This is a genomic window from Nocardia acididurans, assembly GCF_016741815.1.
Taxonomy (GTDB): domain Bacteria; phylum Actinomycetota; class Actinomycetes; order Mycobacteriales; family Mycobacteriaceae; genus Nocardia; species Nocardia acididurans.
The window spans coordinates 465,689-479,708 of sequence record NZ_JAERRJ010000005.1; the positions used below are offsets into that span (position 1 = coordinate 465,689).

General features: G+C 67.6%; 11 protein-coding genes. 2 read left to right on the top strand and 9 right to left on the bottom strand.

What is annotated here, in order from left to right; all coding sequences use genetic code 11:
• The first annotated feature begins 13 nt into the window (after positions 1-13).
• A complete protein-coding gene (locus JK358_RS15400; RefSeq protein WP_201948152.1) occupies positions 14-883 on the top strand; it encodes an AraC family transcriptional regulator in 870 nt (289 codons plus the stop codon).
• 41 nt (positions 884-924) lie between these two features.
• Here JK358_RS15400 and JK358_RS15405 read toward each other — a convergent pair whose 3' ends face one another.
• Complete coding sequence (locus tag JK358_RS15405; RefSeq protein WP_201948154.1) at positions 925-1,338, bottom strand: VOC family protein; 414 nt, start codon at positions 1,336-1,338, stop codon at positions 925-927.
• 431 nt (positions 1,339-1,769) lie between these two features.
• Positions 1,770-2,789: an aldo/keto reductase gene (locus JK358_RS15410; protein WP_201948156.1), complete on the bottom strand. Its 1,020-nt coding sequence runs from the start codon at positions 2,787-2,789 to the stop codon at positions 1,770-1,772.
• Positions 2,790-2,939: 150 nt separating this feature from the next.
• Here JK358_RS15410 and JK358_RS15415 point away from each other — a divergent pair, with 150 nt between their 5' ends.
• Positions 2,940-3,524: a TetR/AcrR family transcriptional regulator gene (locus JK358_RS15415; RefSeq protein ID WP_201948158.1), complete on the top strand. Its 585-nt coding sequence runs from the start codon at positions 2,940-2,942 to the stop codon at positions 3,522-3,524.
• Positions 3,525-3,598: 74 nt separating this feature from the next.
• Here the strand turns inward: JK358_RS15415 and metE are convergent, their stop codons facing one another.
• The 7 genes from metE to JK358_RS15450 form a co-directional block, all read right to left on the bottom strand.
• The gene (gene metE / locus JK358_RS15420; RefSeq protein WP_201948160.1) at positions 3,599-5,911 is read right to left on the bottom strand and encodes a 5-methyltetrahydropteroyltriglutamate--homocysteine S-methyltransferase; all 2,313 of its coding nucleotides are present in this window, start codon (positions 5,909-5,911) and stop codon (positions 3,599-3,601) included.
• Between the two features lie 277 nt (positions 5,912-6,188).
• Entirely contained in the window at positions 6,189-7,076 is an 888-nt protein-coding gene (locus tag JK358_RS15425) for a 3-hydroxybutyryl-CoA dehydrogenase (RefSeq protein WP_201948162.1), read from the bottom strand.
• A 341-nt stretch (positions 7,077-7,417) separates the two neighbouring features.
• Complete coding sequence (gene aceA, locus JK358_RS15430) at positions 7,418-8,707, bottom strand: isocitrate lyase (protein WP_201948164.1); 1,290 nt, start codon at positions 8,705-8,707, stop codon at positions 7,418-7,420.
• A gap of 448 nt (positions 8,708-9,155) precedes the next feature.
• The gene (locus JK358_RS15435; protein ID WP_201948167.1) at positions 9,156-12,284 is read right to left on the bottom strand and encodes a molybdopterin-dependent oxidoreductase; all 3,129 of its coding nucleotides are present in this window, start codon (positions 12,282-12,284) and stop codon (positions 9,156-9,158) included.
• Positions 12,281-13,099 carry an FAD binding domain-containing protein gene (locus JK358_RS15440; RefSeq protein WP_201948169.1) on the bottom strand — a complete coding sequence of 273 codons (819 nt, stop codon included), beginning with the start codon at positions 13,097-13,099 and terminating at the stop codon, positions 12,281-12,283. Before JK358_RS15440 ends, JK358_RS15435 begins: the two co-directional genes overlap by 4 nt.
• A 130-nt stretch (positions 13,100-13,229) precedes the next feature.
• Positions 13,230-13,541, bottom strand: a complete 312-nt coding sequence (locus JK358_RS15445; protein WP_201948170.1) for a hypothetical protein — start codon at positions 13,539-13,541, stop codon at positions 13,230-13,232.
• 2 nt (positions 13,542-13,543) lie between these two features.
• Positions 13,544-13,948, bottom strand: coding sequence for a hypothetical protein (locus tag JK358_RS15450; protein ID WP_201948172.1), 405 nt, complete (start codon positions 13,946-13,948; stop codon positions 13,544-13,546).
• Positions 13,949-14,020 lie beyond the last annotated feature (72 nt).

The window sequence follows — 14,020 nt, forward strand, 5'->3', positions numbered from 1 at the left end:
GGAAGGAGGCCTCGTGATCGCCGCACTCAACAGGCTCGTCGACCTGGTCGAGCAGCACCTCACCGAAGAGCTCGACCTCGGTGTCCTGGCCCGGGATCTCGGCACCACCGAGTACCACCTGCGCCGAATGTTCTCATCCCTGGCCGGCATGCCACTGTCGGAGTACCTGCGCCGACGCCGCATGACAGTCGCCGCCGCCGAGGTGATCCGGGCCGAATACGACCTGCTGACCATCGCGGTCCGCCACGGCTACGGCTCCGCCGAGGCATTCGGCCGCGCCTTCCGCGCGGTCCACGGCGCCACCCCCGGTGACGTCCGCCGCGACGGAGGCCCCCTTCGCACCCAACCCCAACTCAGGTTCCGCCTGACCGTCGAAGGGACCACCCCCATGACCACCCGCATCGTCGACCACCCCGCATTCCGCCTGATCGGCCACGCCACCCGCGTCCCCCTCATACACGAGGGCGTCAACCCCCACATCCAGCAGCACATCACCTCCCTTCCCCCCGAGGAGCACCTACGGCTGAAATCCCTCAGCGACACCACACCATCCGGCCTCCTGCAGGTCAGCGACGACCTGGACCCCGACAACACCGAGGGCAGCACGCTGACCTACCTCCACGGGGTCGCGGTCACCCCCGAGACCCCCACCCCCAACGATCTGGACGCCATCGAGGTCCCATCCGGAAAATGGGCCGTCTTCCGCACCACCGGCCCGCACCCCCAAACCCTCCAGAACACCTGGGCCGCAACCGCAACCGACTGGTTCCCCTCCAATCCCTGGCGGTTGCGCCCCGGCCCGTCCATGGTCGCGATCCTGGACCATACCGCCGACTTCACCACCGCCACCTGCGAGCTCTGGCTCCCCGTAGAACCCGCCTGACTTCCTAGGTTGCGGCGACCACTTTCTCGATGCGGCGACGGCTACTCGGCGTAGGGCTGATCGGCGCCCTGGGCGCTGTACCCGAGACTCCAGATGTAGCCGTCCGGATCGGCGAAGGTGCCGCCGTACCCGCCCCACGGCAGTGCACCGGCGGGCTTGAGGACAGTGGCCCCCGCCTTCTCCGCCTCCGCCATGATCTCGTCCACCCGCGCCTCGGTGCGGACGACATAGGTCAACACCAGACCGCTGAAACCACTGCCCTCCGGATCGGCCCCCACCTGCCCCGCCAGACCCTCGCGACTGTAGAACCCGACCGGCGAGGCACCGTCCGAAGCGAAGAACACCGAGACCCCATAGTCGTTCTCGACCTTCCACCCGAGCCCCTCGGTGTAGAACTGCTTGGCCCGGTCCATATCCCGGACACCCAGCAGAATCGAACTGACATGCGCTTTCATAACCACTCCTCGCATCGTGAAGGGAATGCGTACCGAATCGATGGATTCGCCGATACTCGCGGCGATTTCGACGTGCACAACACTAAAAGCGGTCCGCCTCGCCCACATCCGTGCCGACCACGTAGCGCACCACGGAAACCGCCACCGTACGACCACGGATCCCCGGCCCAAAGCCATCGCGCGACATAACATGGCACGGTTGTCACCGCCGGACCTGAGATTCACCAACCGCGTTCCGAATTCTCTTGAACCGCTTGTTGATTCCAGTGCCAACCGCACCTTCGGCGCGGTGACAGCGCCGGGGAGGTATCCCTGCTCCGTGCGGGATCCGGTGCGCCGTGAGCGGTTCCGCTCGCTGCTGGTCATCGCGATCGCCACCTTCGGAGTGGGTCTGTCGGCCTTGCCGTTCGTCGTCATCGGCGCAGGTCTGATCAGCGGCGGCGCAGCGCTGCGTCGAGTAGGGCGGGTGGGGTGTCGTTCTTTTCGCTGGGGGCGAGGTCGGTGCCGGGGGCGACGATGGTGTCGATGGCGTCGAGGGTGTCGGTGGAGAGTGTGGTGTCGGCGGCGGCGAGTTGGGAGTGCAGGTGGTCGATTGTTCGGGGGCCGATGATCGCGCTGGTTACGGCGGGGTGTGCGGTGACGAAGGCCAGGGCGAGCTGGATCATTGTCAGGCCGGCGGAGTCGGCGAGGGTGGCCAGTTGTTCGACGGCCGCCAGCTTGGATTGGTTGGAGGGGATGGTGGGGTCGAAGCGGTGGGGCATGAATGTCGAACGGCTGGTGGCTATGTCGCGGCCCGCGCGGATCGCACCGGATAGCCAGCCTGAGGCCAGCGGACTCCAGGTGAGGACGCCGAGGCCGTACTGCTGGGTGACGGGCAGGACGTGAGATTCTATGCCGCGCTGCAGGATCGAGTAGTTGGGTTGTTCGGTGACGTAGCGGGTGAGATGGTTTTCGCGGGCGGCCCACTGGGATTGGACGATCCGGTAGGCCGGGAAGGTCGAGGAACCGAAGTGGCGGATCTTTCCGGAGCGCTGGAGGTCGGTCAGGGCCCGCAGCGTTTCCTCGTCGCTGGTGCGGGGATCCCACCGATGGATTTGGTAGAGGTCGATGTGGTCTACGCCCAGGCGGCGCAGGCTGTCTTCCACCGACGTGGTCAGCCAGCGGCGCGAACTGCCTTGATGATTGCGCGAATCACCCATGGGCAGGCCCGATTTCGTGGCCAGCACGACGGCGTCGCGGCGGCCGGCGATGGCCTTGCCGACCATTTCCTCCGACTCGCCCCGGCTGTACACGTCGGCGGTGTCGATGAGGTTGATGCCGCGCTCCAGGGCGGTGTCGACCATGGTGGTCACCTCGTCCTGGGTGGTGTGTCCCAGGCTTCCGAAGTTCATCGCGCCCAGCGCGAGGGTGCTGACCTGAATGCCGGTGTGGCCCAGGGTGCGGTACTGCATGAGATGGTCCTCCATCAGAGGTGAAGCGACTTCGCGATGCATGATTTGGATCGGCCCGCTTGTTCTGACATCGTGGACAAACGGAACAACGTTCCGCTAACGAATATATGGAACATTGTTCCGCTTGGCAAGAGGACGGGAAGTGATGTGATGACCGGCATCGACAGCGAGGAAGCAGCAGCGCCGCGGAAGCGGGCCGACGCCCGGCGTAACGCACAGGCCCTGCTGGACGCGGCGGCCGCGGCCTTCGTCACGGCGGGTGTCGACGTGCCCGTCCGGGAGATCGCCGCCAGGGCCGGCGTCGGCGTCGGCACGATCTATCGGCATTTCCCGACCCGGGCCGACCTGGTGGTCGCGGTGTACCGGCACCAGGTCGAGGCGTGCGCCGAGGCCGGTCCGGCGCTGCTGGCCGATGGCGGTTCGCCGTATACCGCGCTGTCGCGATGGATCGACCTGTTCACCGATTTCCTGGTCACCAAACACGGCCTCGCCGCGGCCTTGCAATCCGGTGATCCCACGTTCGAGACCCTGCACGCGTATTTCCTCGACCGTCTAGTGCCGGTGTGCGCGCAGTTGCTCGACGCCGCCGCGGCCGCGGACGAGATCCGCCCCGGCATGGACGCCTACGAGCTGCTGCGCGGCGTCGGCAACCTGTGCATCGGCGCCGACAGCGACCCCCGCTACGACGCTCGCCGCATGGTCGAACTCCTCATCACAGGACTACGCGGCCGTTAGCCGGGGAACGACTCGAAAACGACGGCGGCACCGGAGGGAATCCGGTGCCGCCGTGGTGTTTTCGAAGGATGCGCCTACTCGCCCGCCTGCTGGGCTTCGGCCCGCCGGCGCACGCGACGCGCGGCGGCCACCATATTGCGCAGCGACGGATCGAGCTGCCAGTGGTGGCGGGTCTTCAGACCGCCGTCGGGGTTGGCCCAGAGTCGTTGCGGGGTAACGGCTTCCGCAGCGGCGGTGAGCAGTTCGTCGAGTTCGTCGATGTCCGGGATACGGGCGGAACGGGACTCGTAGACACCGGGGCCGACACCGTGGGTGAGGCCGTGGCCTTCGGCGCAATCCTCGGTGAGCGCCTCGAGCACCCATTCGATGGAGCGGGTGGCGACGATGGCGGTGACGTCGGCATCGAGTTCGTTGATCGCGGCGACGACATCGCTACGGCTGGAATAGCCGATGTGCGTGTGGATTTGGGTTTCGGGTTTGACCCCCGCGGTGGCCAGCTTGAACGCGCCGACCGCCCAGCGTAGGTACTCCGGCCGCCCATGGGCGCGCAGCGGCAACAGTTCGCGGATGGACGGCTCGTCCACCTGGATGATGGAGATGCCCGCCTTCTCCAGATCCACGACCTCGTCCCGAATGGCAAGGGCCACTTGGTCGGCGGTCTCGAACAGCGGCTGGTCCTGGCGCACGAACGATCGCGCGATCATGGTGACCGGGCCGGTGACCATGCCCTTGACCGGCTTGTCGGTGAGCGACTGCGCGTAGGCGGTCCAGGACACCGACATGGGTTCGGGCCGCGCGACATCCCCGTACAGGATCGGCGGTCGCACGCAACGGGATCCGTACACCTGCACCCAGCCGAAGTGGGTGGTGGCGAAACCGTCGAGCAGTTCCGCGAAGTACTGGATCATGTCGTTGCGTTCGTGTTCGCCGTGCACGAACACGTCGAGGCCGATGTCCTCCTGCAGGCGGATGGTGGCTTCGATCTCGGCTTCGATGCGCTTGCGGTACTCGTCGAAGGACAGGCGTCCCTGACCGAGTTCGTACCGCGCCTGCCGGGCCGTATTGGTCTGCGGGAAGGAGCCGAGAGTGGTGGCGGGCACCAGGGGCAGTTGCAGTTTGGCCTGCTGGGCGATCTTGCGCGTCTCGTAGGGTTCGCGTTCGCGCATCTGCGGGGTGACGTTGTAAACCCGTTGCCGCACAGCGTGCTTCTGCTTGAAGTGCACGGAGGTGGGCTTCTTGCGCCACTTCTCGGACGGCCCCTCGGTGAGTGCCTTCGCGAGCGAAACCACTTCCAGGACCTTCTGTTTGGCGAAGGCGAGCCGGTCGGCGACATTGTCTTCGATGTCGTATTCGACGAGCAGGTCGTAGGGCACGTGCAGCAGGGTCGCGCCGGTGGACACCACCATGTCCGGGCACACCTTGGACAGCTGGTTCAGGTAGTCCAGGGTGATGTAGCGGTCGGCCTTCCACACATTGGTGCCGCTGATGACGCCCGCGTACAACCGCTTCCGCGAGATGCCCTCGATCTTGGCGAGATCCTCGGGCCGCACCCGGTAGCTGGCCAGGTCGAGCCCGATGGCCTCGACCTTGGTGCGCGCCAGGATCTCGATGGCCTCACCGAAGTCGCCGTACTGTCCGGTGACGAGGATGCGCGGCCGCAGCGGCGCCTTGCCCAGCCGCTGGTAGGTCTTCTCGAACAGCTCCATGGTGGACGGCGACCGGTCGCTGGTGAAGCACGGCTCGTCGAGCTGCACGCAGGTCGCGCCCCGCTTGGCGAGGATCTCGAACAGTTCCTCGTACACGGGTAGCAGCTTGTCGAGCAGCACCAGCTTGTCGAATTCGGTCTCGCCGGGAACGTGGCCGGTCTTCGACAGCAGCAGCAGCGACAGCGGTCCGAGCACGACGGGCCGCAGCTCGATACCGACGGCCTTGGCACGGTCGAATTCGTCGAGCAGCGCCTCGGGGTGCAGCGAGAATTCGGTGTCGAGATCCAGCTCCGGCTGGCGGTAGTGGTACGGCGTGTTCAGCAGCCGCACCAGTTCCAACGGCGGCAGATCCGGCCGCCCGCGTGCCATCAGGAAGTAGAAGTCCAAGGGGTGCAAGCCTTCTCGCTCCGCCTCGAACCGCTTCGGCACCGCGCCGAACAGCAGCGCGTTGTCGAGAATGTGGTCGTAGTAGGAGAAGGTGTTGCCGGGCACCTGGGTGAGCCCGGTGGCTGCCAGTTCCAGATACTGGCTCTCCTGAATCTCGCGGCCGACCGCGAGCAGCTCGTCGCGCGAGAGCGTGCCGTGCCAGTAGGACTCGAGCGCACGTTTGAGCTCGCGGTGCTGCCCGACCCTCGGGTAGCCCAGAACGCTGGACCCGAAGCCGTCGCTGACATTGACCATGATGCGGACACTCCTTCCAAGCTGCCGGTCCGACTCGACCTCTTTGCAGCTTATGCCCGGTAAAGATGGACGCCGCCACTTGCCCGGCGACGCGCCACCTGGAGAAAGAAAGGTCGACACCCTGGGCGGCGCCTAGGGCCGAAGGCCCGGCGAGCCCTGGATCCCAACGCGACAACTGATTTCGCACGGGCCGGGTAACTCGCCGGGGACGTCCGGAATCGGATCGGCACCCAACCGTCGGCACGGGTGCGTGACGCCGACGGCTCTCGGCCGCCCGCTAAGTACGCGGAGAGGCGGGGGAGCCGTACTGGTAGAAGCCCGCACCGGTCTTCTTACCCAGCAAACCTGCCTCGACCATGCGCATCAGCAGCGGAGGCGCGCTGTAGAGCGGCTCCTTGAACTCGGAGTACATGGAGTCGGCGATGGACTTCACGGTGTCGAGGCCGACCAGGTCGGTGAGGGCGAGCGGGCCCATCGGGTGGGCGCAGCCCAGCACCATGGCCTTGTCGACGTCTTCCTTGGTGGCGAAACCGGATTCGACCATGCGGATGGCGGACAGCAGGTAGGGCACCAGCAGCGCGTTGACGACGAAGCCGGAGCGGTCGGCGGAGCGCACGACCTGCTTGCCGAGGATGTCGGAGGCGAACTGCTCGGCGCGCTTGGTGACCGAGTCGGAGGTCTTGAGCGTGGTGATGAGCTCGACCAGCGGCAGCACCGGCACCGGGTTGAAGAAGTGCATGCCCACGACCCGCTCGGGGTTGTTGGTGGCCACGGCGATCTTCATGATCGGGATGGAGGAGGTGTTGGAGGCCAGCACCGCGTTCGGGTCGGTGACGACCTTGTCGAGCTCGGCGAAGATGGCGGTCTTCACGTCTTCGTTCTCGAGCACGGCTTCGACGACGAGCTGACGGTCGGCGAAATCGCCGAGGTCCGAGGTGAAGCGGAGCCGCCAGGCGGCCTGCTCACGCTCCCGCTCGGTGATCTTGCCACTGGACACCCCGCGGTCCAGCGACCGCAGGATGCGGGCACGCCCGGCGGCGGCCAACTCACGGGTCTGTTCGAAAACGAGGACATCGACATGCGCCCGAGCACAGACTTCGGCGATACCCGCACCCATCTGTCCGGCACCGATGATGCCGACGCGCTGAATCTTTTCGTTGCTCACGTCCCGCTCCGTTCCGCCTCCCCGCAACTTTTGCGGGCGGCTAAATACCGTTGCCAGTCAGACACCCGTGCCTACGTCAGGTTCCGAACCGATTTTGGCCGTACCCGGTGAGTTACCCCGACCGGAACGAAATCAGTTGTCGCCTACCGAACGACTCGAAGTCTTTGGTCAAGCTGTGTGAAGGCGTCGTATGGAGACCCTGCGCCTTCGTAAGGTCTTGCGTTTTGAAGTTATAAGAAAAAGCCCTCCCCGCCGGGGCTGTCGACGGGAAGGGCGACCCGGGGCGGCAGCGGTGTGATGCGACAGCCGCCCCGGGTTCAGTTCTCAAGAACCTATGTGGCTCAGTGGAACTGGCCCTCTTCGGTGGAGCCCTTCAGCGCAGCGGTGCTGGTGTTCGGGTCCACGGTGGTGGCGATGGTGTCGAAGTAGCCGGCGCCGACCTCACGCTGGTGCTTGATGGCGGTGAAGCCATGCTCGGCGGCGGCCTTGAACTCGCGCTCCTGCAGGTCGACGAAGGCGGTCATGCCCTCGCGGGCGTAGCCGTAGGCCAGGTCGAACATGCCGTAGTTCAGCGAGTGGAAGCCGGCCAGAGTGATGAACTGGAACTTGAAGCCCATGGCGCCCAGCTCGCGCTGGAACTTCGCGATGGTGGCGTCGTCCAGGTGCGCCTTCCAGTTGAAGGACGGCGAGCAGTTGTAGGCCAGCAGCTGGTCCGGGAACTCGCTGCGAACCGACTCGGCGAACTTGCGCGCGACCTCGAGGTCCGGCACGCCGGTCTCCATCCAGATGAGGTCGGAGTACGGGGCGTAGGCCTTGGCACGCGCGATGCAGGGCTCGATGCCGTTCTTCACGCCGAAGAAGCCCTCGGGGGTACGGGTGCCGTCGAGGAACTCGCGGTCACGCTCGTCCACATCGGAGGTGATCAGGGTGGCGGCCTCGGCGTCGGTGCGCGCGATGATGACCGACGGGACACCGGCGACGTCGGCCGCGAGGCGAGCCGAGGTCAGGGTGCGGATGTGCTGCTGGGTGGGGATCAGCACCTTGCCGCCCAGGTGGCCACACTTCTTCTCGGAGGCCAGCTGGTCCTCCCAGTGCACGCCGGCGGCGCCGGCGGCGATCATGGCCTTCTGCAGCTCGTAGGCGTTCAGCGCGCCACCGAAGCCGGCCTCGGCGTCGGCGACGATCGGGGCCAGCCAGTTGCTGACCGAGGTGTCGCCCTCGACCTTGGCGATCTCGTCGGCGCGGAGCAGCGCGTTGTTGATGCGGCGGACCACGGCCGGAACCGAGTTGGCCGGGTACAGCGACTGGTCCGGGTAGGTGTGGCCGGACAGGTTGGCGTCACCGGCGACCTGCCAACCGGACAGGTAGATGGCCTTCAGGCCGGCGCGAACCTGCTGCACGGCCTGGTTGCCGGTGAGGGCGCCCAGGGAGTTGATGTAGTCCTCGTTGTTGACGAGGTCCCAGAGGATCTCGGCACCACGACGGGCGAGGGTGTGCTCCTCGACAACGGTGCCCTGCAGCTTCACGACCTGCTCGGCCGTGTAGTTGCGGGTGATGCCCTTCCAGCGGGGGTTGGTGTCCCAATCCTGCTGGAGTTCCGCAGCGGTCTTCGGGGTGCCGACGTTCGACATCTCTGACTCCACTTCTTCGTTCGGTCTCGGTTGCCCCGCCGGTCGGACACTCGCGTTGTTCGACCACTGCTGGAGCGGCAATTCGCAGACTTGTTAGGCCCGCGGGGTGTACTTCCACACGATGGCACAGGAAAAAATGTGCGTCTACCTGTTGCAAGTGTGAATCGCCGCTAGCTTTCGCCTGCACTTTGCTAAGTCTGCGAAATTTGCTTGCGAATAGCAGCGGTGGAATCTACTTGCCAGTAGCGCTGACGTGCAGTTTTGCATAACGCCCGTACTGTTTGCGTGATCGGGGCCACCAACACTCGACGCGCCGGGAACCATCCGACTGTGAGCACCTTCACAGCTCATTGTGATCTTGAAGGTTGTGGCGCACGCCACCGGGGTGGTCCCGACAAACCGGACGGCCGACTTCTGTGCGCCGACACCCGTCGAACGTAAGACCAGTTCAGACCGGGTCCGCGGCCGTCACCACGGCCCGTCCGGCCAGACTCCAGATCCGGTCCGCCGTCATGGGAAGCCGATGCGGGCGAACGCCGACAGCATCGCGAACGGCATTGGCGATGGCGGGCGCGACCGGGTTGTAGGGCGATTCACTCATCGACTTCGCGCCCAGCGGCCCGAGCGGGTCGGCCGTCGCGGCGAAGTAGATCTCGGTGCGCGGAATATCCGCGAACTGCGGAATGTGGTAGTGCCGCAGCGTTTTCGTGGTGACCTCACCCCGATCGGTGCGAATCTCCTCGTACAGCGCGGTGCCGACGGCCTGTGCGACACCGCCCTCCACCTGCCCGCGCAACTGCACCGGGTTGAGGACGGTGCCCGCGTCGGCCGCGTGCACGGATTGCAGAATGCGGACCTCGCCGGTGCCCGGGTGCACCGCCACCCGCACGGCGTGCACGTTGAACGCGACCGACCGGGGTGTGCCGTCGTGCGTGGCCTCGGTGTGCAACGGCCCGTCCGCGACCAGGTCGGCGGCGGTGAGGAAGCGATCGAGGTAGCGGATGCCACCGGGTTCGAAGGTGTGCGAGGCCGCGGGGATGCCGGTGAGCGCTACCGCGCGCTGCAGGATGCGCCGCCGCAGTTTCTCGCAGGCGGCGTGCGCGGCCCGCCCGGCCACGGTGATTCCGGTGGAGCCGAACGCACCGGTGTCGTGGTCGGTGGCATCGGTGTCGGCCTGCCGGATGCGCACCCGGCCGGATTCGGTGCCGAGCACCGTGGCCGCCAGCTGCGCCAGCACGGTCGTGGTGCCGTTGCCGAATTCCGCGGTGCCGACCCTGATTTCGTAGGTGCCGTCGGCGAGCAGCGCGGCATGCGCGGTGGAGCGGTGCCCGCGCGGCGGGATGGTGGCGATCATGGACGGGGCCATGCCCTCGCCGATCAGCCACTCCGGACCGGGCGCACCGACTCCGTTCCCGCGCCGCAGCGCCTGTTCGGCGAGGTCGAGACACTGGTCGAGACCGTAGCTGCCGATGGCGAGGTCCGGTTCCCGGTGACAGAATCCGCCGATCAGATCGTCCCCGGGCCGCACCACATTGCGGCGGCGGAATTCGAAGGGGTCCACACCGATTCGCCGCGCGAGTTCGTCGAGCGCGGATTCGACGCCGAACGTGACCTGCCCGAGCCCGTAGCCGCGGAACGCGCCGGAGGGCACATTGTTGGTGTAGACCGCACGCCCGTCGACCTGTTTGGCGGCGCACCGGTAGATGGCCACGGATTCCCCGACCCCGTGGAAAAGCACTCCGGCACTGTGGTTTCCGTACGCACCCGCATCGGAGAGCACATCCACGGCGAGGGCGGTGAGCCGTCCGGCGGCGTCGGCCCCGGCGGTGACCCGCACCCGCATGGGATGGCGGCAGGTGGTGAGGAATTCGTCGCCGCGTGTGAGCTCGTACTGCACGGGCTGCCCGGTGCGCAGGACGGCCAGGGCCACCAGATCCTCGGTGAACATCTCCTGTTTCGCGCCGAATCCGCCGCCGACCCGGGCCGCGAACACCCGCACCCGGTCCCGCTCCAGCCCGAAGATGCGACTCAGTTCATCACGCACCAGAAACGGCACCTGGGTGCTGGTGCGGACCACGAGCCGTCCATGCTCGTCCAGCCATCCGATGCTGCCGTGTGTCTCCAGGTGCACGTGCTGCACCCGCTGCGTCTCCCAGATGCCTTCCACCACATGGTCGGCGGCGGCCAGACCGGCGGCGAAATCTCCCGTCCGCCCGTGTACCTCGGCGACCAGGTTGCGCGCCGGATCGGCGATCCGCGACGCGGTCTTCTCGCCGTGCAGCAGGGGCGCATCGCCGAGCAGCGCCTGCTCCGGGTCGAAGACCGCGGGCAGCACCTCGTATTCGACACGCAGCGCCCGGCATCCAGCGCGTGCGGCGGCCAGGGTGTCGGCAACCACGGCGGCCACCCGCTGCCCGTGGAAGCGGACCACCCGATCCAGCACCCGGGTGTCGTCCGGGTCGTCCGCGCGAATCTCGTGCCGCGCAGTGGAATACAGGAAGTCGGGACTGTCCGCGTGGGTCAGCACGGCACGGACGCCGGCGACGGCCTCGGCGGCCGTGGTGTCGATGGACAGGATGCGCGCGTGCGGATGCGGGCTCCGCAACACCTCCAGGTGCAGCACCGCACCGGGCGGCACCCGGCCCGGATCGGCTGCGTCTTGCGAAACATCCACGCCGCCAACGGCATCCGACATCAGCCGGGGGACGGAAAGGCGCTGGTCCGGCGTACCGAAGCCGGGCGCCGCAGCCGGGACATCCATGGTGAATGGTTCGGTGCCGGTGACGATGCGAGGTCCGGCGGGTGCTCCCACCCCGGTTCCCGCCACCCCGCGTGCCTCGGGAGCGGCGGTGGCCGCTTCGCCGGATTCCCGTCCGGGGCCGGGCCGGACGCTGGTTCCGCAGGAGGAGCTGTGACACGGCAGCGCAGGCAGCGGCGAGGTCGCCGGATAGCGAAACTCGTTGGGCTGACCGCACAGTCGTGGCCCGCCACCCGGTTGCGGCCCCCCACCCGAGTAGGCCCCCTCGCTACCCGGTTGCGGCACACCGCTGCCCGGTTGCGGTTGGCGGTTGCCGGGCGCAGAAGGGGCGGCTGCCCCCTCCCCCGCACCCAGCGGTGCGGCGGCCCCACCCCGCGCGCCCGGCGGGGCGGCGGCGGTGAGGGCGTCGGCGATGGCGCGGTAGCCGGTGCAGCGGCAGAGGTTGCCCTTCAGCGTCTCGGGCAGGGTGGCCGGGTCGAGTGCGCCGTGGATGGCGAGGTCGGTGGCGGTGACGAGCATGCCGGCCGTGCAGAATCCGCATTGGAAGCCCGCGTTCTCCACGAATGTGCGCTGAATCGTGTTGGGCCCGTTGGCCGCGAGCCCGGTGGCGGTGGTGACGGCGCGGCCGTCGGCGCGGTGCGCCGGGTAGACGCAGGAGTGCACGGCAGCCCCGTCGACGAGGACGGTGCAGGCCCCGCAGTCCCCCGCGTCGCAGCCCTTCTTGGGTGCGAGGTGACCGTTTTCTCGCAGGAGGGTGCGCAGGCACTGTCCGGGCCGCACGGTGACGTCGACTGGGTCGCCGTCCACATGGAACCTCATGCGCTCCCTCCCGCGAGTTCGGCCGCCACCTCGATGGCGAGCACGGTGCTGACGTGGTGCCGCCAGTCGGGTGAGCCGTGCGGGTCGTCGAACCAGAGTCGCGGATTCACCGCATCGATGGTTGCCGACAGTTCGCTCTCGCCCGGCACCTCGTCGAATTCGAGGACGACGGGCCGCAGCGTGGCGGCGCTGATGGTGAGGTGGCAGCTCCCGTCGAGATTGCGCCGCCCCATGACGACCGACCCGGATCGCCCGAGCGGCGCGAGCGCGATCTTGCGAAATGCGGTGCGCGAGCGCAGATTGGGTTCCGGTATCCGGATGGCCCGCAACAGGTCCCCGGTGTTGAGCCGAGTGACCCCCGGCCCGAACACGAACTGCGACAACGGTATCCATCGGTCGACGCGCTGCCCCCACACCAGCGCGTACCCGCCGAGCGCGGTGAGCGCCGCCAGCACCGCCCCCGCGGGCAGCGCCAGGCAGACGTTCCCGCCGACGGTCGCGGTGCGCCGGATCTTGTGGGAGGCGAGCAGCGCTCCGCAGGCCTGCCCGAACAGCGCGGTCCCGGTCCACCGTTCCGGATACCGGCTGTCGGTGAGCTGAGCGAGTGTGCAGGTGGCGGCGATTTCCAGCCCGCCGGCGTCCATCTCGACGGGCGTCCACCCGAGTCCGGTGATGTCGACGAGCCGTTCCAGCCCGTCCTGCGGTTCGGAGTACAGCCAGGTCCCCCCGGCCAGGACGGCGGTTCCGGCCCCCAGCCCGCCGAGATCGTCCCGATCCCGGGCCACCACCACTTCGCGGATCGTGTCCAGATCCATCCGTCTCACCCGCTCTCACCTACGGGGCCGCTCCCTGCGGGCGGTCGCGACCTCGTTTCCACCCTAGAACCGGCGGGTTGCGCGGAGATTGCGGAACTCCGCGCCCCTGTTTCAACTTCGTTACTCTTGGTCAGAACGTCCCTGTTGGGGACGTCTCGGTACTGCCCGCGTCGTCCTCGACCGCGCCGCAGAACGGCGCGCAGTCGCCGGCCTCCACCGGTGTCGAGATCCCGGGCACGCCGGGCTCGGTCGCCACCTGGGTCTCGCAGCCGCTGACCACCGCGAGCATGACCAGCACCGCGAAGGCCAGCACCGCCGCGAGCGACCCGAAGAACCAGCTCGCGCTGCCGGTGTAGCTGTAGCAGCAGCAGTGCTGCCACCGGTACCCGTAATGCCGTGCCCGATATCCACAGTGCCATGCGCATTCCCCGCACCCGAACATCGTCAGCTCCCCTCTCTGACACAGTCCTGCGCACGCCGGGAGACCGTGGCGGAAACGCACCGCCCCAGCGGTTTCCGCCACGATCCCCCGTCGTCCCCCTCGTCCGCGTCGCGCCCGCTCATCCGCAGCGCGAGCAAGCACATGACATCGGTGACGCTGACCCCCAGCACATCCGCATGCAGCGCCGCCATCTCACTGTCGAATTCCCCTCCGGCCCTGAGCAATCCGAGCAGGATCATTTCGGCCAGCACGAGACCGGCGAGCGCCTGCTCCTTGTTCAGCCGCATGGCGGTGGGCAAGTAGGACAGCACCCACCGGCCGCGTGCGGATTCGGGCAGGTCGATCCGGAATGCCACCTCCTGCGCGACATCGCTGGTGATGATCCATTCGAATTCGTTGATCGCCATCGTTCCGATCCCTTCTCGCGCCTGGACCGGTCCCCCGCGTCCCCCCGGTCCGCTTGTTGTATGTCAATGGTG